Origin of the sequence: Sinorhizobium arboris LMG 14919 (assembly GCF_000427465.1) — a bacterium.
GTDB lineage: Bacteria > Pseudomonadota > Alphaproteobacteria > Rhizobiales > Rhizobiaceae > Sinorhizobium > Sinorhizobium arboris.
Map to the genome: position 1 here is coordinate 606,526 of NZ_KE386497.1, position 23,240 is coordinate 629,765.

Annotated in this window: 17 protein-coding genes and 3 pseudogenes; 12 read left to right on the plus strand and 8 right to left on the minus strand. The window is 60.8% G+C overall.

What is annotated here, in order from left to right; genetic code table 11:
- Positions 1–107 precede the first annotated feature (107 nt).
- From SINAR_RS01000000134455 to SINAR_RS0131880, 3 genes and pseudogenes are all read left to right on the plus strand, one after another.
- Positions 108–868: pseudogene (locus tag SINAR_RS01000000134455) on the plus strand (ImuA family protein).
- A pseudogene (locus tag SINAR_RS01000000134460) lies at positions 789–2,304 on the plus strand (Y-family DNA polymerase). The pseudogenes SINAR_RS01000000134455 and SINAR_RS01000000134460 overlap by 80 nt, the downstream one beginning before the upstream one ends.
- On the plus strand, positions 2,304–5,567 hold the full coding sequence (locus tag SINAR_RS0131880) for an error-prone DNA polymerase (protein ID WP_028002785.1): 3,264 nt from the start codon (positions 2,304–2,306) through the stop codon (positions 5,565–5,567). The pseudogene SINAR_RS01000000134460 and the gene SINAR_RS0131880 overlap by 1 nt, the downstream one beginning before the upstream one ends.
- 326 nt (positions 5,568–5,893) lie before the next feature.
- Here the strand turns inward: SINAR_RS0131880 and SINAR_RS0131885 are convergent, their stop codons facing one another.
- The gene (locus tag SINAR_RS0131885) at positions 5,894–6,370 is read right to left on the minus strand and encodes an Lrp/AsnC family transcriptional regulator (RefSeq protein WP_028002786.1); all 477 of its coding nucleotides are present in this window, start codon (positions 6,368–6,370) and stop codon (positions 5,894–5,896) included.
- A 101-nt stretch (positions 6,371–6,471) separates the two neighbouring features.
- On the opposite strand from SINAR_RS0131885, the gene SINAR_RS0131890 reads away from it, so the two are divergent.
- Genes SINAR_RS0131890 through SINAR_RS1000000138235 form a run of 4 tightly spaced genes read left to right on the plus strand, consistent with a single transcriptional unit; the run spans position 6,472 to position 10,203 of the window.
- Positions 6,472–7,671 (plus strand): diaminopropionate ammonia-lyase, encoded by a 1,200-nt coding sequence (locus SINAR_RS0131890; protein WP_028002787.1) that lies wholly within the window; start codon positions 6,472–6,474, stop codon positions 7,669–7,671.
- The gene (locus SINAR_RS0131895; protein ID WP_028002788.1) at positions 7,668–8,903 is read left to right on the plus strand and encodes a Zn-dependent hydrolase; all 1,236 of its coding nucleotides are present in this window, start codon (positions 7,668–7,670) and stop codon (positions 8,901–8,903) included. The genes SINAR_RS0131890 and SINAR_RS0131895 overlap by 4 nt, the downstream gene beginning before the upstream one ends.
- Positions 8,904–10,049, plus strand: coding sequence for a M20 aminoacylase family protein (locus tag SINAR_RS0131900; RefSeq protein WP_028002789.1), 1,146 nt, complete (start codon positions 8,904–8,906; stop codon positions 10,047–10,049).
- Between the two features lie 31 nt (positions 10,050–10,080).
- Positions 10,081–10,203 (plus strand): hypothetical protein, encoded by a 123-nt coding sequence (locus SINAR_RS1000000138235; protein WP_268828466.1) that lies wholly within the window; start codon positions 10,081–10,083, stop codon positions 10,201–10,203.
- A gap of 17 nt (positions 10,204–10,220) precedes the next feature.
- Here SINAR_RS1000000138235 and SINAR_RS0131910 read toward each other — a convergent pair whose 3' ends face one another.
- The 5 genes from SINAR_RS0131910 to SINAR_RS0131930 all read right to left on the minus strand — a co-directional run bounded on the left by SINAR_RS0131910 (position 10,221) and on the right by SINAR_RS0131930 (position 15,475).
- Complete coding sequence (locus SINAR_RS0131910; RefSeq protein WP_028002790.1) at positions 10,221–10,457, minus strand: S-adenosylmethionine synthetase N-terminal domain-containing protein; 237 nt, start codon at positions 10,455–10,457, stop codon at positions 10,221–10,223.
- Between the two features lie 77 nt (positions 10,458–10,534).
- Complete coding sequence (locus SINAR_RS0131915) at positions 10,535–11,005, minus strand: chemotaxis protein CheW (protein WP_028002791.1); 471 nt, start codon at positions 11,003–11,005, stop codon at positions 10,535–10,537.
- Complete coding sequence (locus SINAR_RS0131920) at positions 11,005–13,014, minus strand: methyl-accepting chemotaxis protein (RefSeq protein ID WP_084617849.1); 2,010 nt, start codon at positions 13,012–13,014, stop codon at positions 11,005–11,007. The genes SINAR_RS0131915 and SINAR_RS0131920 overlap by 1 nt, the downstream gene beginning before the upstream one ends.
- 386 nt (positions 13,015–13,400) lie before the next feature.
- Positions 13,401–14,393: a helix-turn-helix transcriptional regulator gene (locus SINAR_RS0131925; protein ID WP_028002793.1), complete on the minus strand. Its 993-nt coding sequence runs from the start codon at positions 14,391–14,393 to the stop codon at positions 13,401–13,403.
- Between the two features lie 83 nt (positions 14,394–14,476).
- A complete protein-coding gene (locus SINAR_RS0131930) occupies positions 14,477–15,475 on the minus strand; it encodes a 4-hydroxyproline epimerase (RefSeq protein WP_028002794.1) in 999 nt (332 codons plus the stop codon).
- A 189-nt stretch (positions 15,476–15,664) separates the two neighbouring features.
- Here SINAR_RS0131930 and SINAR_RS0131935 point away from each other — a divergent pair, with 189 nt between their 5' ends.
- The gene (locus SINAR_RS0131935; protein ID WP_028002795.1) at positions 15,665–16,462 is read left to right on the plus strand and encodes an SDR family NAD(P)-dependent oxidoreductase; all 798 of its coding nucleotides are present in this window, start codon (positions 15,665–15,667) and stop codon (positions 16,460–16,462) included.
- 86 nt (positions 16,463–16,548) lie between these two features.
- A complete protein-coding gene (gene lhpI, locus SINAR_RS0131940) occupies positions 16,549–18,282 on the plus strand; it encodes a cis-3-hydroxy-L-proline dehydratase (protein ID WP_028002796.1) in 1,734 nt (577 codons plus the stop codon).
- On the opposite strand, the gene SINAR_RS0131945 is transcribed toward lhpI, so the two are convergent.
- Positions 18,272–19,045: a pyrroline-5-carboxylate reductase gene (locus tag SINAR_RS0131945; protein ID WP_033058494.1), complete on the minus strand. Its 774-nt coding sequence runs from the start codon at positions 19,043–19,045 to the stop codon at positions 18,272–18,274. The genes lhpI and SINAR_RS0131945 overlap by 11 nt on opposite strands.
- Before the next feature lie 8 nt (positions 19,046–19,053).
- The gene (locus tag SINAR_RS0131950; RefSeq protein WP_050577639.1) at positions 19,054–19,812 is read right to left on the minus strand and encodes a GntR family transcriptional regulator; all 759 of its coding nucleotides are present in this window, start codon (positions 19,810–19,812) and stop codon (positions 19,054–19,056) included.
- A 170-nt stretch (positions 19,813–19,982) separates the two neighbouring features.
- Between SINAR_RS0131950 and dapA the strand changes: the two genes are divergently transcribed.
- The 3 genes and pseudogenes from dapA (at position 19,983) to SINAR_RS01000000134465 (ending at position 23,229) form a co-directional block, all read left to right on the plus strand.
- Positions 19,983–20,861 carry a 4-hydroxy-tetrahydrodipicolinate synthase gene (gene dapA / locus SINAR_RS0131955; protein WP_028002799.1) on the plus strand — a complete coding sequence of 293 codons (879 nt, stop codon included), beginning with the start codon at positions 19,983–19,985 and terminating at the stop codon, positions 20,859–20,861.
- A gap of 68 nt (positions 20,862–20,929) precedes the next feature.
- Positions 20,930–21,964, plus strand: coding sequence for a proline racemase family protein (locus tag SINAR_RS0131960; RefSeq protein WP_028002800.1), 1,035 nt, complete (start codon positions 20,930–20,932; stop codon positions 21,962–21,964).
- A gap of 16 nt (positions 21,965–21,980) precedes the next feature.
- Positions 21,981–23,229: pseudogene (locus SINAR_RS01000000134465) on the plus strand (NAD(P)/FAD-dependent oxidoreductase).
- The last annotated feature ends 11 nt before the right edge of the window (positions 23,230–23,240 follow it).

The window sequence follows — 23,240 nt, forward strand, 5'->3', positions numbered from 1 at the left end:
CGCAACTTCCACGCGCCACATGCGCATTGACTCATGTTCGCTTTGAGAACAAATACAGAACATATTTCATCATCTCAAGCCGAAAACGGGTTGCCGTATAGGAGATCATGACCGCAGCTGTCGCCACTTCGAATGCCGTCCTCGACGAGCTGCGCGAGAAAATCGCCAGCCTGGAAGGGGCGGGCTCACGCCAACGAAGCGTCTTGCCGTTCGGTGTCCCGAGATCGATGCGCAGCTGCCGGGCGGAGGATTGGCCTATGGCGCGCTGCACGAAGTGGCCAGCGGCGGCAACGGCGCGGTCGACGGCGCGGCCGCGGCACTCTTCATCGGCGGCATCGCGGCGCGCACGACCGGCAAGGTGGTCTGGTGCCTGACGCGCTTCGATCTTTTCTTTCCGGCGCTCGCCCAGGTCGGGCTTCATCCCGACCGCGTCATCTTCGTCGAGTGCGACAAGGAAGAGACGGTGCTCGCAAGCTTCGAGGAGGCGTTGCGCTATGGCGGCCTCGGCGCGGTGGTCGCCGAGCTGGTGCGCCTGCCGATGACGGCATCCCGCCGGCTGCAGCTGGCGGCGGAAAAGTCGGGCACGTTGGGTCTGGTCATCCGCCGCTGGCGGCGCCAGACAGAAGCTTCCGACTTCGGGATGCCGACGGCCGCGGCAACCCGCTGGCGGATCTCGGTGCTGCCGTCCGAGCCGCTCCCTGTGCCGGGCGTCGGCAGGGTGCGCTGGCTGGCGGAGCTCATGCGGGTCAGGGCAGGGGAGGGAGGAGAATTTATTATCGGAGCATGCGATGGCCAGGGTCGTATCTGTCTTTCTTCCGACACTGCCGACCGACCGGATCAGGCGCGCCAATCCTTCGCTGTCTCCTGACACGCCCCTTGTTGTGATCGCCAGGAGCGGCTCGAAGCGATGGGTTGTGGCGGCTGATCGGGCAACGCTCAAGCTCGGGCTTCGCGTCGGCATGCCGGCCGCGAAGGCGCAGGCGCTGGTCCAAGGTCTCACGATGATCAATGCCGATCCGGTCGCCGACCTCGCTACGCTGGAGCGGCTGACACTCTGGGCCTTGTCGCAATACTCCCCCCGTCGTCGCGATGGATCCTCCGGATGGCATCGTCATGGATACGGAAGGCGCCGATCATCTCCAGGGCGGCGAGGAACTGATGCTCTCCGGTCTCGTCAATCGCTTCCGCGGCCGAGGTCTCGCTGCCCATGCGGCGATCGCCGATACCTGGGGGGCCGCGCATGCGCTTGCCCGTGCCACCAGCTGTGAGACGGTTATTGTCGGCCGCGGCGAGACCGCCAAGGCTGTGAACCGGCTGCCGTTGTCATCGCTGCGATTGCCGGTCGATACCGTTGCAGGTCTCCGCACGCTCGGCTTCGCCACTGTCGGCGAACTCGCCGCCACGCCGCGGGCGCCGCTGACGCTCCGCTTCGGTCCCGAGGTCGCACGGCGTCTCGACCAGCTGTTCGGCCGCGTCGCCGAGCCGATCGACCCGATCCGGCCCGCGGATCTCGTCGAAGTCCAAAAATCTTTCGCCGAGCCGATCGGCGCACCGGAAACCATTGAGAAATACGTGAGCCGTCTGGTGCGGCAGCTCTGTCTGGAGCTCGAGAAGCGCGGACTTGGCGTGCGGCGAGCCGACCTCATCATCCACCGCGTCGACAACACGCTTCAGTCGCTCCGGGCAGGCACGGCGAAGCCAGTCCGCGATATCGCCTGGCTGACAAAACTCTTCCGCGATCGGATCGAGAAGATCGAACCCGGCTTCGGCATCGAGAAGCTCAGCCTGGCCGCCATTATCGCCGAGCCACTCATTGACGTGCAGTCAGCCTCTTCGCTGATCGAAGAGCAGGTTACCGATGTGACGCCGCTCATCGATGTGCTTTGCAATCGTGGCGGCCAGCGGATTTTCCGCGTCGCGCCGGTTGCAAGCGACGTCCCGGAGCGCAGCGTCCATCGGATCGTGCCGACGGCCGATGAGGACGGCGCCACCTGGCCGATGCACTGGCCGAGGCCGACACGGCTTCTAACGCGTCCAGAACTGATCGAGGTGATTGCACTCTTGCCCGATCATCCGCCGGTGTCCTTCACCTGGCGCGGCAAGCGGCGTCGCGTGAAGCGCGCCGACGGTCCGGAACGGATTTTTGGGGAGTGGTGGAAACGCGGCTCCGAATGGACTGCGGTTCGCGACTACTTCGTGATTGAGGATGACAGTGGCGAACGTTTCTGGATCTTTCGATCGGGCGACGGCGTCGATGTGGAAACCGGATCGCACAAATGGTTCCTGCACGGGGTGTTCGCCTGATGCGCTATGCCGAACTCCAGGTCACCACGCATTTCTCCTTCCTCCGCGGCGCAAGCTCGGCGGAGGAACTGTTCGCCACCGCAAAGCTCATGGGAATCGAGGCGCTCGGCATTGTCGACCGCAACAGCCTTGCCGGTATCGTCCGGGCGCTGGAAGCGTCACGCGCCACCGGCTTGCGGCTGGTCGTCGGCTGCCGGCTCGATCTGCAGGACGGCATGTCGATCCTCGTCTATCCCACCGATCGCGCCGCCTATTCCCGGCTGACCCGGCTTCTGACGCTGGGCAAGGGACGAGGCGGGAAAGCCAACTGCATCCTGCATCTCGACGACGTCGCGCTCTATGCCGAAGGGCTGATCGGTATCCTGGTGCCGGACTTGGCCGATGAGACCTGTGCCGTGCAGCTCAGGAAGATGGCCGATGTATTCGGCGACCGCGCCTATGTCTCGCTCTGCCTGCGCCGTCGTCCGAACGATCAGCTTCGCCTGCATGAGCTGTGGAACCTGGCGATAAAGCACCGGGTGAAGACCGTCGTCACCAATGACGTGCTGTTTCACGAGCCCGGCCGCCGGCAGCTCCAAGATGTCGTCACCTGCATCCGCACCGGCACCACCATCGATGATGTCGGCTTCGAGCGTGAGCGGCATGCCGATCGCTACCTGAAGCCGCCGGACGAAATGGCGCGTCTCTTTCCCTGCTACCCGGAAGCCCTCGCACGCACGATGGAGATCGTCGAGCACTGCAGGTTTTCGCTCGAGGAACTGGTCTATCAGTATCCTGAAGAGGCGCTGATCCCGGGCATGACCGCACAGCAGTCGCTCGAGCACTACACCTGGCAGGGCATCGGAACGCGCTATCCCGAGGGGCTGCCGGCGCATGTCGAAAAGACGATCCGCCACGAACTGACGCTGATCGAGACGATGAAGTACGCGCCTTACTTCCTCACCGTCTTCTCGATCGTCCGGTATGCCCGGTCACAAGGCATTCTCTGCCAGGGCAGGGGATCGGCGGCCAATTCCGCCGTCTGCTATGTGCTCGGTATCACCTCGATCGATCCCGACACGAACGACCTTTTGTTCGAACGGTTCGTCAGCCAGGAACGCGACGAGCCGCCCGACATCGATGTCGACTTCGAACACGAACGGCGCGAAGAGGTGATCCAGTGGATTTACAAGACCTATGGCCATGACAAGGCCGCACTCTGCTCGACGGTGACCCGCTATCGCGCCAAAGGCGCCATCCGCGATGTCGGCAAGGCGTTGGGCCTGCCCGAGGACCTGATCAACGCATTGTCATCGGGGATCTGGTCGTGGTCGGAGACGGTCGGTGAGCGGCAGGTCAAGGAACTGGGCCTTAATCCGGGAGATCGCCGCCTCGCTTTGACCCTGAGTCTTGCCCAGCAGCTGATGGGCGCGCCGCGGCATCTCGGTCAGCATCCCGGCGGCTTCGTTCTGACCCATGACAGGTTGGATCATCTCGTGCCGATCGAGCCGGCGGCGATGGTTGACCGCCAGGTGATCGAATGGGACAAAGATGACGTCGAGGCGCTCAAAATGATGAAGGTCGACGTGCTGGCGCTTGGCATGCTGACCTGTATGGCGAAGGCTTTCGCGCTGATCAGCGAGCACAAGCATGCAACCCTCGACCTTGCCACCATCCCGCAGGAGGATCCGGCCACTTATGCGATGATCCGTAAGGCCGATACGCTCGGCACCTTCCAGATCGAATCCCGTGCGCAGATGTCCATGCTGCCGCGCATGAGGCCGCGGACCTTCTACGACCTCGTCATCCAGGTGGCGATCGTTCGCCCCGGGCCGATCCAGGGCGATATGGTACATCCCTATCTGCGCCGGCGCGAAGGCAAGGAGAAGGTCGAATATCCGACGCCGGAGTTGGAGGCGGTCCTCCACAAGACATTGGGTGTTCCGCTGTTCCAGGAGTCGGCGATGAAGGTCGCGATGGTCTGCGCTGGATTTACCGGCGGCGAAGCCGACCAGCTCCGGAAATCCATGGCGACCTTCAAGTTCACCGGCGGCGTCTCACGGTTCAAGGACAAGCTCGTCTCCGGCATGGTCCGGAACGGTTATTCGCCGGAATTCGCTGAAAAGACATTCTCGCAGCTCGAAGGTTTTGGTTCCTATGGCTTCCCCGAAAGCCATGCCGCCTCCTTCGCGCTGATCGCCTATGCCTCCAACTATGTAAAATGCCATTTCCCTGATGTGTTCTGTGCGGCACTGCTGAACTCCCAGCCGATGGGCTTTTATGCTCCTGCCCAGATTGTCCGTGATGCCCGCGGGCACGGTGTCGAGGTCCGCCCGATCTGCATCAACCAATCGCGCTGGGACTGCACGCTCGAGCCAGTCGAAGGCACGGGCCGGCATGCGGTGCGGCTCGGCATGCGCCTGGTGCGCGGATTGGCCACGGCAGATGCAGCACGCATCGTTGCAGCCCGCGCCGAAGAACCCTTTGCCTCCGTCGACGACATGTGGCGGCGGTCGGGTGTGCCGGTCGCCTCGCTCGTGGAGTTGGCCGAAGCCGATGCCTTCCTGCCGTCTCTCCATCTCGAGCGACGGGATGCACTTTGGGCGATCAAGGCGTTGCGCGACGAACCGCTTCCGCTCTTCACGGCCGCGGCGGAACGGGAAGTCCGGGCGATTGCCGAGCAGCAGGAGCCGACAGTCGAGCTAAGACAGATGACCGACGGCCATAACGTCGTCGAGGACTATAGCCACACCGGCCTGACGCTCCGGCAGCATCCGTTGCGTTTCATGCGGGACGATCTTGCGAAGCGCCGAATCGTCACCTGTGCCGAGGCAATGACGGCGCGGGACGGGCAATGGCTGATGGCGGCCGGCCTGGTGCTGGTGCGTCAACGCCCTGGTTCGGCCAAAGGCGTGATGTTCATCACCATCGAGGATGAAACCGGCATTGCCAATGTCGTCGTCTGGCCAAGGCTTTTCGAGCGATCGAGGCGTGTGGTGCTCGGCGCCAGCATGATGGCGATCAACGGCAGGATCCAGCGGGAAGGCGAGGTGGTTCGCCTGGTCGCCCAGCAACTGTTCGATCTCTCGGCCGATCTGTCGAGCCTTGCCGAGCGCGATGGCGAATTCCGGCCGGCGACCGGCCGTGGCGATGAGTTCGCTCACGGCTCCCCTGGAAGTCCGGATTCCCGCGAAAAAGCGCCTCCGGGCGTTCGGGCGAGGGACATGTTCGTGCCTGATCTTCATATCGATACGCTGAAGATCAAGAGCCGGAATTTTCAGTGATGCTGAATGTGGATGATTTGGCTTAGTTTTCCCTTCATCCGAAAACCCGCTGGCGCTGACGATAGCCCTGCATGTGAACGGCGGTTTGATCTGATGGCCCATACTGGCCGTATCCGGCAGGATTGCGAGACTCGCGAAGCGATCACATCGATCTGGCCGAACAGCCCGCGTTGACGACGGAAATGGTCGAGCCTCACGCGCTTGGCCGCAGTCAATCCAAGACTCGATGAGGACCGTATTCATCAGTGTCCTGTCGTCGGTCCATCTGATACGCCGTGACTTGAGGCAAGCTCACGCATAGGTCCGCCAACGTCGGGTGCTACACGCTAAGTGGGAACGCCGAGCCCCACCTTGATGCGATCCATGGCAACGAAGGTGCGGAAGCGCTTGACGTTGTTGTTTCCGAAGAAGAGGCGGCGCGTGAGGGCTTCATACTCGGCCATGGACGGCACGACAATGACGAGCACGAAATCTGCCTCGCCAGTGACGTAATAGCACTGCTGAATCTGCGGTTCGGCGGCGAATTGGCGCTTCGCTTCTTCGATCTGTTCTGCGGTCTCGCTGATAACCTCTATCTCCACGAAGATCGTAATCGCATGGCCGACGGCAGCGGGATCGACCACGGCGACATTTGCGCGGATGACCCCTTCCTCCGTCATGCGCTTGATGCGGCGCTGCACGGCCGGCGCGGAAAGATTAACGGCCTCGCCGATCGTCCTCTGCGGGGTCGTGTTGTCGCGCTGCAGAATGTCGAGGATTTTGCGGTCGAATCCATCGAGCCGCGGGGTAGAAGAGGGTGGCAAGAGCGACTCCGCGAAACAAACTTGCAAAAACACCTCCAAGTATCAGCGCCTTTTTCGCCTCCCCTGCAATATGTTTCTGCAGGACAGCCAAGGAGGCCCGCATGTTTCTCCGCAACGCCCATTCCGATCACCGACGTGCGCTCGAGCCTGCCGATGCTGATATGCTCGCTCTCGAAGCGGCGGCAGACGTGGAGCATCATCTGCAATACCGTGACCATCACGCGGAGACGCCGCTCGTTTCTCTGCCCGGTCTCGCCGCGGCAACCGGCGTCGGGGCGATCCACGTCAAGGACGAGGGGCAGCGGCTGGGGCTCGGCAGCTTCAAGGCACTTGGCGGCGCCTACGCTGTCATCCGCCTCGTCTTGGAGGAAGCTTCAGTGCGACAGGGACGGACGATAGATATGGCAGCGCTGCATTCTTCGGACGTTCGGCAGATCGCAGAAAGCATGACCTTCGCCTGCGCCACCGATGGCAATCACGGCCGCTCGGTTGCCCAGGGTGCCCAGCTCGTTGGCGCGCGCTCGGCTATCTTCGTGCATTCCGGCGTCAGCGATGCGCGCGTGCGGGCGATCGCCCGGTTTGGTGCGGAGATGATTCGCGTTGAGGGCAGCTACGACGATTCCGTGCAGGAGGCCGCTCGCGTTGCCGAGGAGCGCAACTGGACGATCGTCTCAGACACCTCATGGCCCGGCTATGAGCGCATTCCGGGGCTGGTGATGCAGGGTTACACCGCGCTCGTACGCGAGGCGCTGCGCCAGATCCCGGCACCGCCCACCCACGTGTTCATCCAAGCCGGCGTCGGCGGCATCGCGGCGGCCGTCGCCGGACATTTGGCGATCGTGCTCGGCGATGAGCGGCCGGTCTTCACCGTCGTCGATCCAGCGCGCGCTGCCTGCCTGTTCGAGACGGCGCGTGCCGGCCATCCGGTGAAGGTGCCGCATGGCGAGCCAACAGTTATGGCGATGCTCGAATGCTACGAACCGTCGCGCGTTGCCTGGCGCATCCTCTCGCGCGCCGCCGATGCCTTCCTGACGGTCGATGAGGAGGATGCCCTCTCGGTGATGCGGCGTCTTGCCAATCCTGTCGCGGGTGATCCGGCGGTCGTCTCCGGCGAAAGCGGCGGCGTGGGCCTCGCAGGCTTCCTGAAGGCGGTTGCTGATCCCGAAGTCAAGGCCGCCCTTTCCATCGGTAAAGAATCCCGCGTCTTCGTGGTCAATACAGAGGGTGCGACCGATCCCGGTCGCTATCAGGAGATCGTCGGAGCTTCGCCCGCTGAGGTCCTATCGCGGGGTGCCGCATGACGGCGCCTTCCATCGACGCCGTCCGGCTGCTCGGCCGTTTGCGTGAACTCGGCGCTATCGGCCGAAATGGCGAGGGCCGGCTGACACGGCTTGCCGCGTCCGACAGCGAACGGGACGGCCGTAACCGCCTGGTCTCCTGGCTGGAAGCGGCGGGGCTTGAGATCGCGGTCGACCGTATCGGCAACATCTTCGGCATCTGGGCAGAGGACACGGCGGATCGTCCGCCGCTGATGCTCGGCTCGCATATCGACACCGTCATCAATGCCGGCATCTATGACGGATGCTACGGCGTGCTTGCGGGACTGGAGGTCATCGAGACGCTAAAGTCTTCTGGCTTCGTGCCGGTGCGGCCCATCGTCGTTGTCGCCTTCACCAATGAGGAGGGCGTGCGGTACACGCCCGACATGATGGGCTCACTCGTCTATGCCGGCGGGCTGGATGTCGAGACGGCGCTGGCGACGGTCGGGACTGACGGATCTGTGCTCGGCGACGAGCTTCGCCGCATCGGCTATGCGGGCGACCGCGAGCCGGGCTTTCTGAAACCGTGTGCCTATATGGAATTGCATATCGAGCAGGGCCCAGTGCTGGAGCGCGAGGGCGTTGCGATCGGGGCAGTGGAAAACCTGCAGGGCATTTCCTGGCAGAAGGTGAGTGTCGAGGGTGATGCAAACCATGCCGGTACGACCCCGATCTCCATGCGCCGCGATGCCGGCTATGCTGCCGCCCGCGTCATCACATTCCTGCGTGATCGCGCCAAGGCCTCGAACACGCCGACGGTGGCGACGGTTGGCTGCATGGCCTTCGAGCCCAACGCGATCAACGTCATTCCCTCTCGGGTGACCTTCACGGTCGATCTGCGCGATCCGGATGAAGAGCGGCTGAAGCAGGAGGAGGCGGCTCTTGCCGATTTCCTCAAGATGCTCTCGGGGGAGGAGGGTGTGGCCATCAGCGTCGAGCGGTTGGCCCGCTTCGAGCCGGTGACCTTCGATGCCGGCATCGTCGCGGGCATCGAGGCGGCTGCCAGGGCACGGGGGCTCTCCTGGCGGCGCATGACCTCCGGTGCTGGCCATGATGCGCAAATGATCGCGCGCATGGCGCCGGCGGCCATGATTTTTGTGCCGAGCAAGGGCGGCATCAGTCACAATCCCAAGGAATTCACCGGAGACGACGAACTGGTCGCGGGTGCCAATGTCCTGCTCGACGTCGTCCGCAAGCTCGTGGGAGGGGAATAGATGGACATCGATCAACTGGTTTCTGACATGCGCGCCTGGCGTCACCACCTTCACGCTCACCCCGAATTTGGCTTCGAAGAGAAGCGGACATCGGCTTTCGTCGCCGCAAAGCTTCGGGAATTCGGTTTCGATGAGGTCGTCGAGGGGATTGGCGGCACTGGCGTTGTAGGCACATTGAAGCGGGGAAGCGGTAATCGCTCGGTCGCGCTGCGTGCCGATATGGATGCGCTTCGCATTCCCGAACAGGGCAACCTGCCCTATGCCTCGAAGAATGCTGGTGTCATGCATGCCTGCGGGCACGACGGCCATACGGCGATGTTGCTGGGTGCTGCAAAGATGCTCGCCGAAGAGGGTGGCTTCGATGGCACGGTTCGCTTCGTCTTCCAACCCGCCGAAGAATGGGGCAGGGGCGCGCTGGCGATGATCGAGGATGGCATCATGCACCGCTTCCCCTTCGACGAGATCTACGGCATCCATAACATGCCGGGTCTTCCAGTCGGGCATTTCGAGACGCGTCCCGGCGCGATCATGTCGGCCGAGGACAATTTCGAGATCGTGCTGCGTGGCATCGGCGGTCACGCGGCGCGGCCGCATGGCGGAAACGAGGTGCTGGTGGCGGCCTGCGCACTTGTCACGAATCTCCAGACGATCGTCTCGCGCCGGCTGAACCCGACTGATATCAGCGTCGTCTCAGTCACCGAGCTTGTCACCGACGGCACGCGCAATGCCCTGCCGGGGCTGGCGCGCATTCTGGGTGACGCTCGAAGCTTCCGGCCGGAGGTGAGCGCCGAGATCGAGAAGCAGATGCGCGTGATCGCCAAAGGCACGGCGCTGACCTACAATGTCTCGGCCGAGGTCAGCTATACCAGGGAATTCGTGCCGCTCCTGAACGACGCCGCGCTGACCAACGAGGCATTCGCAGCCGCCGCAGATGTTTTCGAGCCGAATAACGTCGCCGTGCGTCGGGAGCCGATGACCGGCTCGGAGGATTTCGCCCGTTTCCTCGACTTCGTACCTGGGTGCTTCGTCTTCCTCGGCAATGGCACACACTCTGCCCCGTTGCACAATCCGACCTACGATTTTAACGACGAGGCGCTCATCTATGGCGCACAATTCCACGCGAGCATCGTCCGCAGGCGGCTTTGATCGGGCCGGCAACCAGACCAGGGCTTCTTGCGTGGCCCAGTTCGTCGGCCCGTTCGACATCCTGCGCGATCGCTTCGAGCATCAGTTCGTCCTGCAGCAACACGTCAATCAGACGATGGCCGATCGAGGCGTGCGCTGGACGGCTTGGAAGTGAACGCTAACCGGTTTGGCTTAAGCAGCTTGGAGAGGGTTGGATGACGTCTCGCCCGCGATCACCAAGAGGGCAGTCGCTCCAGCTGTCTCGGCGAGAACTCTTGCATAAAGTGCCTCCAGGTAGTTGGTTATTTGGAGAATCTCACTGCGGCCACGTTCGAGGATTTCCAAGACAGCGACATCCATTTGGCCAGTGATCTCGGCTTCTTGCGAGCGGTTCTGGTTGTCAGGTGTAAATACAGCAGTATGGGACATTTGTTCTTCTCACTTCGTTTTTTGTCGATGAACGCAGCGTCGACCGCGAGCTTGCGCCTGCGTTTGCTGGCGATCGGTCAGGCTGCCGCAGTCTCATCGAGATTGGCGAACATGTTGTCGAGGTCGAGGAAGCAAACCATGCCGCGTTCAAGCGGGATGATGCCGTGCGAATAGCTGGCGTTGAAGGTCATGCCGAGATCGGGCACCGGCTGAATCTGGTCGCCGCGGATCGAAAGAATATCGGAGACCTGATCGACCACAAGGCCGACGATGTTGTTTCCCACTTCTGCAACGACGATGGCGGCACGGCTTGTGTCGATCGTGCTGCGGACGCCGAGACGCGCAGCCAGATCGATAATGGGGATGACCGAGCCGCGCAGATTCATCACGCCGAGCACATGCGGCGGCGCGTGGGGCAGCGGTGTTGACGCTGCCCATCCTCGGATTTCCCGGATCGAGGTGGTCTCGACGCAGAATTGCTGGTCGCCGAGATGAAAGGCGATGATTTCCAACGGCGTACCCGGGCTGCGTTTGCTGTCCCAAGTCATCAGAAATCCTCCCATCCTGCCGCCGCAGTCGCGGTTCGGCCTCCACCGAACGCGCCGGCGACCTTTAGCCCGAGTGCACGCGCCGGCGAGGCGGCGGGGCGGGCGTCGTGGGCGACGATACGCGGACCCGATGTCGAGCCATCCACCCTGAAGCGGGCGATCAGCCGTGAGAGATTGGACGCCTCGTCGGCGAGCCGATTGGTCGCCGCCGTCGATTCCTCGACCATCGCCGCATTCTGTTGTGTCACCTGATCCATGTGGTTGACGGCGGTCGAGACCTCCGACAAGCCTGTCGATTGCTCCTTGGCGGCTCTCGCGATCGAATGCACATGCTCGTTGATCTTGACCACATGTCCCTGGATCAGGGTGAGGGCTTCGCCGGTCGCAGTCACAAGCTTTACGCCGGATTGGACCTCGCCGCTCGAACGCGAGATCAGCGCCTTGATGTCCTTGGCCGCCCCGGCTGAGCGCTGGGCAAGCTCGCGCACTTCCTGGGCAACGACGGCGAAACCCTTGCCCGCATCTCCCGCACGCGCTGCTTCGACGCCGGCGTTCAATGCCAGAAGATTGGTCTGGAAGGCGATCTCGTCGATGACGTTGATGATCTGACCGATCTCGCCGGAGGCCTGCTCGATTCTTCCCATGGCCGAGACCGCGTCCGTCACGACGGCGCTCGACTGCTCGGTGCTCCTGCGGGCTTCGTCGACCATATGGCTGGCTTCCGTCGCCCGCTCTGTAGAGCTTCTAACCGCGACGGTGATTTCCTCGAGCGCCGAGGAGGTTTCCTCCAGCGAGGCCGCCTGTTGCTCCGTGCGCTTCGACAGATCACCGGAGGCGCTTCGCATCTCGGTCGCACCGCTGTTGATGGTCTCCACCGCGGAACGGACTTCGCCGAGCACCGCGCGGAGATTGGCCATCGTCGCATTGACGTTTTGCTGCAGTTCGCCAAAGGCTCCCTGGAACTCCCCGCGCATGCTCTCGGTCAGATCGCCCGCAGCCAAAGCCGACACCACCCTGCGTGTTTCAGCGATACCTGTATCGACCGATGTCACCAGGTCGTTGACTTGGGCGGCAAACCGATTGAGATCGGCGTTGTCATAGTCCTTGGAGATGCGCTGTGTGAAATCGCCGGCGACGGCCGCCGCCACCACCTGGCCGATGCTCGACTGAAGGTCGGCGCTCTTGGCCTGCAGCGCTGCTTCCTGGTCGCTCATCTCACGCACCTTGATGCCGTTCTGCTTGAACACCTCGACAGCGCGCGCCATATCGCCAAGCTCATTCCTGAGATCGGTAAAAGGAATTTCGACCGCGAGGTCTCCATCGGCGAGCTTGCGCATGACGCCCGTCGTGCTGGCGATCGGAGCTGCAATACCACGATAGAGGGCGAAACCGGCAAGCACCGCAAATGCCGCCATCACCGCCATTCCTCCCATGGCGGTCCAGTCCGACGAGTCTACGGCCGCGCGTCCAGCGGCGTTGCGCTCGATCATGAGAGCGCGTTCTTCGGCCTGGATCTCTGCAACAAGCTTTCGGATGCCATCCATGGATTGTTTTCCGGCCCCGCTCGCCTCCATTTTCCGGGCGACCTCTATTTGGTCGGACTTCTTGATGAGGGCGATCTCCTCGTCGGCGACATTTGCGCGCCACGCTCTTGCCAGCACATCCAGATCGTCGAGGCGTTTTTGCTGCGTCGGATTATCCGCCGTCAACTCTTTCGCCTGCGCCAGCGATTCTTCGTAGAGTTGCTGTCCCTCTCTGAAGGGGCCCAGGAATGATTCGTCGCCGGAGATGAGATAGCCGCGAACCCCTGTCTCTTGGTTGACCATCCCAAGAAGCAGTCGGTTCGTAGCCCTGAGGACCTCATTGGTATGCTGGACCCACCCGCTCGTCTGATCGACGAAGTGAAGGCTGCGATAGTTGAAGACGCTTATCGTACAGGCTACGACAAGAAGGATGGCGAAGATGGTCGCGATCTTAGATGATGTTCTCAGATGCTTGATGTGTGGCATGGCAAAAATCGTCCAGTTTGGGCTGAATATGCTTCAGTGATGCATAGCGCTGACTTTCAGCTGCTTGCGCTATACGCGGGAAGAGGCAATGACATGGTTCGCAGGATGCGCGTTCTCCGGTTCATGAGGACAGGAGGGCGTCATGCTTCCACGTCGTTTTGAGCGAAACCACCTTTCAAATCATTCGAAAAGGCGTCGGACGGAATTGCCTGCTGCGCAATAGCAAGTGGCCCTGCCCGCTCCCGTGCAGACGTTTCCGCCGCGGACCGGATGGGCGCCCCATGAATTTATTGTAAAGCTTAACAGGTCCTAAAGTTCGCTACCCTGAGCTGTGTCACGGTGCGGAAGGCGGACAAAACTTCCAAGATTGGACAAGGGAACTCTGTTTAAGCGCTTGTCGCTCGCCTTTTTGTATCGGATGGCTTCTCTCCGTATGCCTCTCGATACGCAGTGGAAAAACGGCCGAAATGAAAGAAGCCCCATTTGAGGGATATCTCTTTGATGGATTGTTGATTCGCAGGATCAAGAAGGTCGGCATGCGCAGCGCGGAGCCGGATAGCGCGCAGATAGGCCGAAGGTGTCGTTTCCTTGAACGTCCGAAAGCCGTTCTCAAGAGCGCGTATCGAAACACCCACCGTTTCAGCGACCGCAGCCATCGTAATTGGCCGATCGGTATTCGCGCGCATGAAATCAATGGCCCGATGCACATGCCACGGGGCAATCATCGCAGCATTCTTGTCCAGGAGATATGAGAGCCGATGAGGCACCGATCGCACCACCAGTTCCGCCAGTGCACTGGTCAAATTCGACATCGCAACAGGCGCGTGAAGGAGCGGCCCATCGTTTCGCATGCCGGTCACGATCGCTTCCAGTAAATTTTGCATGACTTTTCCTTCGACAGAAGAGAGGTCGATCGGGGGATGTAAGTCCAGCGTCCCAGTCAATGGCACGTCAAGGACTCCGGAGACCGCCTTCGCGATGAGGGTCCAGTCCAAACGCAAGACATCGGACACGTGTGGAGCGCCGCGCACGACGAAGCGATCAGCCTGATGATTGTTGACCAGAAGCAGTTTTCCAGGCAGTCCTTCAAAGGCACGGTGACCGACAGTCACATCGATAGCGCCCTCGCGTGGCAGGAGAATTGATAGCCATTCGGCCATTTCGGGTTCGGCGCGCACCTGCCACCCGGTTAAATACTGACCGGCGACCAACGTCGTGGTGCCACTGCTCCAAAAATCGGCATTCCATTGGAACTTTTGCGAAGGGCCGGTGGGGGATGCTTCCAACGGGCCGAAATGGCGCGTGAAGGTATCGACCATCTCTTCAAAATCAGTGCCAGAAAAGCGCGAAACGAGCTTGGAAGGATTGTTATGCGGCATGTTGCTGCAAGTGGGTCAAGTGACGGCTGCGAAGGATATTGGCCAAAAAATTGCTGACGCTTAGATCAACAGGTGACCTAAGGTCAGCTCAGGAAACCCTCAACATATGGCTCCTGGTCATCAATCAAGTGAGTGGATGCGCCTGTTATGTAGGCGTTCCCTTCGACGCTTGGAATGATTGCAGGCATGCCTGCCGCCAGGGTTACGTGCCGCTCGATCCGGCCCTTGAACGTTGATCCTATCAAGCTCTCATGGATGAAGACATCGCCGATTTCCTGCTCTCCTCGGGCTGCCCTGAGCGCTACACGCGCCGACGTGCCTGTACCGCAGGGTGAGCGATCGATGATCTTCGGAGTGGCGATCACGACAGCACGTGCATCGCCGCCGTTCGTGGGTGCGCCGCACCACATTGTATGATGCGCGCCTCGAATACTGGGGTTATCCGGGTGGACAACGTCAATGACGCCGGGCAGCATTTTCACGAGAACCTGCGCCATTCGCCGCAACTCTTCAGGCGAATAGTCGGCGCAGTCCCTGAAGTTTTTCTGGCTCTCGACGATGGGATAGAAATTGCCCCCGTAAGCTATGTCGAAAACGATGGGACCGAGGTCGGGGTGGTTCAATTCTACGCTCCGGGCAAGAACAAACGAGGGTACGTTGCTGAACCGAACCCCACTGACTTTGTCGCCGGTCTTTTCGTATTTTGCCTCTACAACCCCGGCAGGGGTGTCTAGCCGCACAACTCCTGGCGTAGTCGGTTCGAGTAACGCCTTTTCGATGATGAATGTCACCAATCCTATCGTGGCATGACCGCACATCGGAATACATCCTGATGTCTCAAGGTAGAGTACGCCTGTATCGCAGTCTTCCCGTGTCGAGGGAACCAGCATTGCCCCCGACATCATCTCATGGCCCCTCGGTTCACACATCAGTCCACTGCGGATCCAATCGTACCTTGTGATAAAATCCAGTCGCCTCTCGCTCTGTGTCTCGCCTACGAGCTCTGGCTGCCCAGAGACAATTAGGCGAACGGGCATGCCGGCCGTATGGCCCTCAATGCAGTCGAACGTGTAGCGGGTCATACCAATCACTTCCGTTGAGTGTTGAACACAGCGCCCATGAGGGGCAGGTAGCGATATGTTGCAGATTGTCGTGCAAATGTCGACAGAAACATCGATCGAACAGCCGTTTTCAAATGAGCCGGTTGACAGAAGGTTTGTGTCGACATTAGATCGACGCCTTTAAGCCTTGCCGAGAAAGGGAGCGGTGATATGAGCGCAAGCGCCGGCAGCCAGACGCTACGGGCGGTAGTGACGGGTGGAGCAAGTGGAATCGGTGAGGCGACGGTGCGGAAGTTTGCCTCCTCGGGGTGGAAAGTCATTATCGCCGATATCAATGCTGACCGCGGCCGAGAGATAGCTGGCGAGCTAAGCGTTCGGGGCTTCGACGTGCAGTCTGTTTATCTCGATGTTACAGACGAGGCGGCAGTCCAATCATTTTCAGAGCAGGTGTTTTCTCTAGAAGGCGGAGTTGCAGCTCTGATCAATTCGGGTGGCATACTTCAAAACGCCACGCGGTTGACATCGATGCGCATCGAGGATTTCGACAGAATTCTCGATGTTAATCTGCGTGGAAGCGTTTTGACCGGCAAAGCCTTTGGGAAAAAAATGGCTGAGTCAGGCCATGGTGCGATTATCAACCTGTGCTCATTGACGACGTTTCATGCGCTGCCGCAGCCCGCATATGCGATGAGCAAGGCGGCTCTGAAAACTCTAACGGAAGTGATGGCAGCCGAATTGGGCCCGCAGGGGGTAAGGGTAAATGCCGTGGCCCCGGGATACACCCTTACTCCGGCGATGAAGGACAGGATCGATAGGGGAGAACGCGATCCATCGAAGGTTATCTCCAAGTCGGCTCTCGGCAGGTTTGTCGAGCCGAGCGAAATTGGAGAAGCGATCTTCTTCCTTTGTTCGCCTGCAGCCGCTGCCATCACAGGTGTGACATTGCCAGTGGACTGCGGTTGGCTGGTCTACTCGGTTTACACTAACGCAGCTGCCCAGCCGGCGTAGACGAATAACGTAGCCCCGAACGGGTACATGGTGTCGAGAAGCACGTCAATCAGCGACGCTAGCAGCAATCATCGGGGTATTGAGCGATGAATGGAGAATGTCTTGTCGCCGGCATAGGAGCGGGTGAGCTTCTGTTTTCCAACGTCGGCCTCAGTTTCATGGGAGGCGTGCATCCCAAGACCGGAGTCGTGATCGACACGCACCATCCACTGCATGGACAAAGCGTTTGCGGGAAGATCCTCGCAATCCCCAGCGGGCGGGGTTCCTGCGCAGGAAGTCTGGCCATCTTCGAACTTATCATGAACGGCCATGCTCCGAGCGCGCTCGTCTTGCAGCACAAGGAGACGATCTTGACCTTGGGCGTGCTCATTGCGAAGGAGCTGTTCCGGAAGAGCATTCCGGTCGTCCGTCTGTCCGCGGAGGACTTTGCCTCACTTGCCGAGGCTCGGCATGCGGTCGTCCACGATGGCCAGGTAGATCTCCACGCAGCCGCTCCCGCCTTCATGGCCGATGACGGCGATTCTATCACCGTCGATCTCGAAGGTTTCGAACTGACCGAGACTGACCAGCGGTTTCTCGACGGTGAATTCGGCGAGGCGGCACGGGTCGCCATGCGCATCATCATTAGAACCGCGCAGATCGAAGGGGCCCACAGCCTTATCGATGTCGATATGGCGCATATCGACGGATGCTTTTACCACGGGTCGGGCGTTCTTCAATTTGCCAGGAGACTGTTCGAACTGGGTGGCCGCGTTCGCATACGCTCGACCATGAATTCGCTTTGCGTCGATCGGCGCCTGTGGCAAGGCCTCGGCGTCGATCCGGGTCTTGGCAGGCCGTCCGATGAGCTGGCCGATACCTATAGGGCCATGGGCGTCGAGCCGACCTATACATGTGCGCCCTATCTACTCGATGGAGCGCCTGCATTCGGCCAGCGGATCGCCTGGGCGGAATCAAATGCCGTGGTGTTTGCCAACGCGGTGCTGGGTGCGCGCACGATGAAATATCCGGACTATCTCGATATTCTTGTGGCCATAACCGGGCGCGCGCCGAATGCCGATTGTTACCTTCCCGAGAAGCGTCTCGCCACGCTCCAGATAAATGTTCCGCGTCCTGATGTGCTCGACGATTCCTTCTGGCCGGCATTGGGATATCACGTGGGCAAGATCGCAACGAACGATATTCCCGTTCTTACCGGACTGGAGGAGCTACCGATCTCCCTCGATGATCTCAAGGCTTTCGGCGCGGCTTTTGCCACGACGTCGGCTGTGGCGATGTTCCACATTGTTGGCGCAACACCGGAGGCAAGGACCGTCGAAGAGGCGACGGGCGGCTCGCATGGGGTGGGCCGTCACACGATTACGATCGAGGCGTTGATCGAGACGTGGCGCGAGCTCAACAATGCCGGCTCCGCGGATGTCGATCTCGTATCGCTGGGCAACCCGCATTTCTCGCTGACGGAATGCGAACGGCTCGCGGCACTTTGTACTGGCAGGATGAAGTCGGATAAGGTCGACATGATCGTGACCTGCGGAAGGGACGTTTTCGAGAAAGCCAAGAAGGAAGGCTTTGTCGATGTGATCTCGAGGTTCGGCGGCCGGTTCCTCAACGATACCTGCTGGTGCCTGATCTCTGAGCCTGTCATTGCCCCCCGCGTCAGATATATCATGACCAATTCCGGCAAATATGCGCATTACGGTCCCGCCGCCGTGGGCAGGGAGTTCCATTTCGGAAGCCTACAACGCTGCGTCGACGCTGCCTGCAGCGGCTTTGCCGAGACCGCGCTTCCCGGATGGCTGACGGCAGGCTCTATTTCGTGATACGCAACAGCACCCGATCGAGTGCGTCGACCAGAGCGCGCGTTCCGCCGTTCTGGTCGAAATCCGTCCAGACCTGTTCGTTCAGGCCTCCCTTGGTGGCGTATTCCCGCGACAGCCTGTGAAGGGAGGTGTCGGACCGACGGCTCGCGACCTTCGCAAGGGTTTGAAAATGAGCCGAGAGGTACGCGCGACCGCTGTCCTCGGGTAGACCCTGCGCTTCAAGCCAATCGACGGCGCGTGCCATCAGGCCAAAATAAAGCGACATGGTCGCGCTGGCGGCAGCCAACAGGTCGTATTCCGTGCGCGTCTCGCATTCCACGGCCGTCCCGATCCTGTTGAAGAGATCTGCGACGCGAGGGCTGCGTGGAAAAATGGCGGTCACACCCTCGCGGTCCTCGACAAAGGGCAGGGGTATGGCCTGTACGAGCTCGACATCGGACTTGATCCATTCGTGCAAAGTCTCGCGCTCCGTGGCGGCGATCAGACTGATGACGAGTTGGCCGTCACGAAATCCGATTTGCGGAATGACGTCTGATGCGATTTGCGGCCGCACGGCCAGAAAGACCACCTCGGAGCTGTTTGAAACAGCCTGATTGTCTTCGGCGATCGTGACCTGCGGATAGGTGGCCGCGAGATCCGTCGCGATCTCGGCGTTGCGGGGCGCGACAATAATCGGGTTTGCGAATTCAGGGTCGGCAAGCAGACCCGTGATGATCGCCCTGGTGATCGTTCCCGTTCCGAGAAAGCCAATCGGACCGGTCATGACATGGCTCATTCTGCGGCGTTCAATGGCATGAGAGGAGCTTCGGTTGTGTAGTTCTCGCGCATGAAATTGATGAAGTTGTCTTGGAACTGGCGGGTATGGGCGTGGGCGAGTTCGTCCGCCCGCTCCACATCGCGGTTGCGGATCGCTTCCAGCATCAGGTTGTGCTCGTCGGTGAGGAGATAGCCCTCATGCGTCCTCTCGAGATATTCGAAATGCAGGTGCAGCATGCGCTGGCCTTGTCCCAGAAGCCGTTCATAGAACGAAGCAAGAAAAGGATTTTTTCCGGCATCCGCAATGGCCATGTGGAAACGCTTGTTGGCTTCCGACATCGAGAGATGAACGCCGGTCTTGACCGCCGCCTCGAACTCCTTCTGGCGCTTGGCGATGATCTTGAGATCGGCGTCGGTACGCAGTGTCGCCGCAAGGCGAGTGTTCATACGCTGAGCGATATCCAGCGCCTCGACATATTTGGGGAACGTCCCGATTTCGATCGGCGCGACGATAGTACTGCGATTGGACAGAGTGACCACCAGACCTTCGCCCGCCAGGCGGATCAGCGCCTCACGGACGGGGGAGCGCGACATGTCGAAACGCTCGGCAAGCGTCGTCTCGTCGAGAAGCTGGCCGGGCTGCAACCTCAGCCCCAGGATCTCGGCTCGCAGCGTGTCGTAGACGCTTTTCCAGCCGGTGCCACGGATGCGCCTAGATTCCTGTTCTTCCACTTCAAATTCCTTCCCGCCTGTATGCCTTGACCATAGATTCATAAGGACACCGTGTCGACAAGGAACTTTCAGCTTGACTTTGTCGACATTAAGACGACATAACATCGGCAGGCAGAGGATGGATGCAGGTGCCGCTGGACGGCGCAAATGAACTGCCAAGACCCTCGGATCGAAACAGTCACTTCTAAATTCTTGTCAAATGGAGCCTCGCGATGAAACTCACCGGCGTCATGCCCGCCCTCGTCACCCCCTTCGACAAAAACAACAAGATCGATTTCAAGTCCTTTGAAAAGCTTTTGGCCCATCTCCGCGAGGCCGGGGTGACCGGCTGGGTACCGAACGGTTCGACGGGTGAATATTTCAGCCAGACCACCGAGGAGCGCCGCGACGTCCTGCAGTTCGTCAAGGACTTCGCCAAGCCGGGCGAAATCCTGATCGCCGGCACGAATGCGCCGGCCACGCGCGAGGTTATCGAGCAGACCGAGCTCGCCAGGAAGATCGGCTATGACACGGTTTTGCTCGCGCCGCCCTTCTACACCCGCCCGACCCAGGAAGAGCTGATCAAGCACTATGAAACCGTGCTGGCTGCGGTCGACGTCAACCTGGTGCTCTACAGCTACCCGGCAAAGGACGGCTCCGATATCAGCTTCGAATTGATGGACCACTTTGCCGACAATCCGCGTGTCATTGGCATCAAAGAAAGCTCGGGCGTGCTGCAGCGGGCGATCGATATCGCCAGCCGCTACGAGGGCAAGATCCAATTGGTCAGCGGTTCCGACGATATTGCGCTCGACTTCATGTTCTGGGGTGCGGAAAGCTGGATTTGCGGACCGTCGAACTGCATGGCGAAAGCGTGCTGCGATCTCGACCGCACCTACAAGTCAGGCGATATCGCCAAGGCGCGCGACATGATGAAGACCCTTTATCGTGCGATGAACATCCTCGAATCCGGAAAATTCGTACAGAAGATCAAGTATGGCTGCGAGCTGCAGGGCTTGCCCGTCGGCGAGTGCCGCGCGCCGCTCGGCCCCCTGACCGATGCCGAGAAGGCCGAGTTCAAGGCCGCCATGCAGCCGATCCTCAACTGGTAAGTTTCGAGCCGGTGGCGCCCGGTTGCGTCGGGCGCCCTTATTGCTTCTTGGGTTCAGGGATCGGGGTCATGCGGTTCAAAAAGGTGCTCTCCGTCGTCGAATGCCATGCGGAAGGCGAGAGCGGCAAGGTCATCGTCGGCGGCGTCGGACAGGTGCCGGGTAAGACAATGTTCGACAAGAAACTTCATCTTGAAAACTACATGGACGACATCCGCAAAATGGTGCTGTTCGAGCCGCGCGGCGCCGTCTGGCACAATGCCAATATCGTGCTGCCGTCCAACCATCCTGACGCGGATATGGGCTATGTGATCCTGGAGACCACCGAGTATCCTGCGATGTCCGGGTCGAACACCATGTGCGTTGCGACCGTGCTGCTCGAGACGGGCATCCTGCCGATGCAGGAACCCGTTACAAACCTGACGCTCGAGTCGCCGGCGGGTCTCATCCGTGTACGCTGCGAGTGCCGCGATGGGAAGGTGACCAGCGTCCGCCTCGTGAACCAGCCTGCCTTTTGCTATCACGTCGACAGCAAGATCGAGGTCGCCGGCCTGGGTACGGTCGGGGTCGACATCGTCTATGGCGGTATGACCTATGTGATGGTCGACGCCGCAGCACTCGGCTTTTCAGTCGACCCGTCCGAAGCACGGGAACTGTGCGAGGTCGGTCAGAGGCTGAAAACCGCCGCCGTGGAGCAGCTTGCGGTGGAACATCCCGAAAACCCTGCCATTCCGGGCATCACCAACACGGAATTCATGGGTCCGCTACGCCGCGAGAACGGCCAACTGGTATCGAGAAATTGCGTCGTCGTTTCCCCGGGGCGTTGCGATCGTTCGCCCTGCGGCACGGGTTCGTCGGCCCGCTTGGCCCTGCTTCATGCCAAAGGTCTGATCGCGCCCGGCGAAACGCTAGTGCATGAATCCATCACCGGCAGCCGCTTTTTGTGCTCGATTGACGGTCTGGCCAAGGTCGGCCGATACGATGCCGTCATTCCCGCCATATCAGGCCAGGCCTGGATCACCGGTTTTCACCAGATGGGCATGGATCCGACCGATCCGTATCCGAATGGCTTCACCGTGGCCGACACCTGGATGGCAACCGTTTGATCCGGCAGACAGCAACATGAACACTTCATCCACGATCGCAATTGTCGGCGCCGGCATTATCGGCACCACGCTTGCCTATGATCTGCAACGCCGCGGGCATGCCGTCCGGCTAATCGAGCGGGATGGTCCGGGCACCGGCGCAAGCTTCGGCAATATGGCAAGCATCGCGGTGACCGAGTTCATGCCGGCCTCGCGACCGGCAATCTGGAAACAGATGCCGAAATGGCTTCTCGATCCGGAAGGCCCGGTGCGCGTCCGGCCGTCCTATATGCCGCGACTTATCCCCTGGTTCCTGCGTTTTCTGGCAGCAAGCCGTCCCTCGAAGCTTCGCGAACTCGAGGCAGCAGGCGCGGTGCTCTGCCACCGCGTGCAGGAGGACCTTGATGCGCTCTTGAAAGAGACCGGTCTGACTCACATGCTGAGTGCGGAAGGCTGCCTCAGCCTTTATGCCGACGAGGCCGAGTTCAAGGCCGATCGCGATCATATCGAAATCCTCGAGCGCTTCGGTTTTCGTCACGAGATTTTGGGCGGTAATGCGATCCGCGACCTTGAACCGGCACTGACGACCAAGATCACCAAGGCGGTGCTCTTTCCCGACAACCGGTCGGTGGCAGACCCATACAAACTCGTCACGGCGCTTGCCGAACGCTTCCAGGCCCTAGGCGGTACGATCGTCCGCGGCGACGTCGGCGGCTTTGAGACGGGCGAGGGCGGGATCAAGGCTGTCCGCCTAAAGGATGGTCGTGCGATCAAAGCCGAAAAGACCGTGCTCGCGGCGGGGGGTTTTTACCGCCCGCATGGCCCGGGATCTCGGAGAGCCGATTCCGCTTGAAACCGAACGCGGCTATCACACCCAGATCATGGATCCCGGTATTTCCATGCGCCATTCGATCATCTGGCCGGCCAAGGCCTTCATGGTGACGCCGACGGCAGGCGGCATCCGGATCGGCGGCACGGTGGAAATGGCGGGCATTGACGCTGCACCGGACTATCGCCGCGCCAAGATCACGGTCAAGCGCGCGCTCGAAGCGCTGCCCGATCTGAAAGTGCGTCAGACGAGTGAATGGATGGGCCACCGTCCGGCCTTCCCAGACACGGTGCCTGTCATGAGCGCCTCTGCCAAGCATCGCGATCTCTATTATGCGACCGGCCATGGCCATCTCGGGCTCACCTATGCCGCGACCAATGCGCGGCTGATGGGGGACCTGATTTCCGGTGTCACGCCGCCCGTCGATCTTACCCCCTTTCGCGCCGACCGGTTCTGAGCCGGGTTGCC

What these genes read in the sequence shown, in the direction of transcription:
- SINAR_RS0131910 (WP_028002790.1), bottom strand. Translation starts at nt 10,457, where the DNA reads ATGTCCCATACTGCTGTATTTACACCTGACAACCAGAACCGCTCGCAA.
- SINAR_RS0131960 (WP_028002800.1), top strand. Translation starts at nt 20,930, where the DNA reads ATGCGGTTCAAAAAGGTGCTCTCCGTCGTCGAATGCCATGCGGAAGGC.
- SINAR_RS0131935 (WP_028002795.1), top strand. Translation starts at nt 15,665, where the DNA reads ATGAGCGCAAGCGCCGGCAGCCAGACGCTACGGGCGGTAGTGACGGGT.
- SINAR_RS0131930 (WP_028002794.1), bottom strand. Translation starts at nt 15,475, where the DNA reads ATGACCCGCTACACGTTCGACTGCATTGAGGGCCATACGGCCGGCATG.
- SINAR_RS0131895 (WP_028002788.1), top strand. Translation starts at nt 7,668, where the DNA reads ATGACGGCGCCTTCCATCGACGCCGTCCGGCTGCTCGGCCGTTTGCGT.
- SINAR_RS0131900 (WP_028002789.1), top strand. Translation starts at nt 8,904, where the DNA reads ATGGACATCGATCAACTGGTTTCTGACATGCGCGCCTGGCGTCACCAC.
- SINAR_RS0131920 (WP_084617849.1), bottom strand. Translation starts at nt 13,014, where the DNA reads ATGCCACACATCAAGCATCTGAGAACATCATCTAAGATCGCGACCATC.
- lhpI (WP_028002796.1), top strand. Translation starts at nt 16,549, where the DNA reads ATGAATGGAGAATGTCTTGTCGCCGGCATAGGAGCGGGTGAGCTTCTG.
- dapA (WP_028002799.1), top strand. Translation starts at nt 19,983, where the DNA reads ATGAAACTCACCGGCGTCATGCCCGCCCTCGTCACCCCCTTCGACAAA.
- SINAR_RS0131950 (WP_050577639.1), bottom strand. Translation starts at nt 19,812, where the DNA reads ATGAATCTATGGTCAAGGCATACAGGCGGGAAGGAATTTGAAGTGGAA.
- SINAR_RS0131880 (WP_028002785.1), top strand. Translation starts at nt 2,304, where the DNA reads ATGCGCTATGCCGAACTCCAGGTCACCACGCATTTCTCCTTCCTCCGC.
- SINAR_RS0131890 (WP_028002787.1), top strand. Translation starts at nt 6,472, where the DNA reads ATGTTTCTCCGCAACGCCCATTCCGATCACCGACGTGCGCTCGAGCCT.
- SINAR_RS0131925 (WP_028002793.1), bottom strand. Translation starts at nt 14,393, where the DNA reads ATGCCGCATAACAATCCTTCCAAGCTCGTTTCGCGCTTTTCTGGCACT.
- SINAR_RS0131915 (WP_028002791.1), bottom strand. Translation starts at nt 11,005, where the DNA reads ATGACTTGGGACAGCAAACGCAGCCCGGGTACGCCGTTGGAAATCATC.
- SINAR_RS0131945 (WP_033058494.1), bottom strand. Translation starts at nt 19,045, where the DNA reads ATGACCGGTCCGATTGGCTTTCTCGGAACGGGAACGATCACCAGGGCG.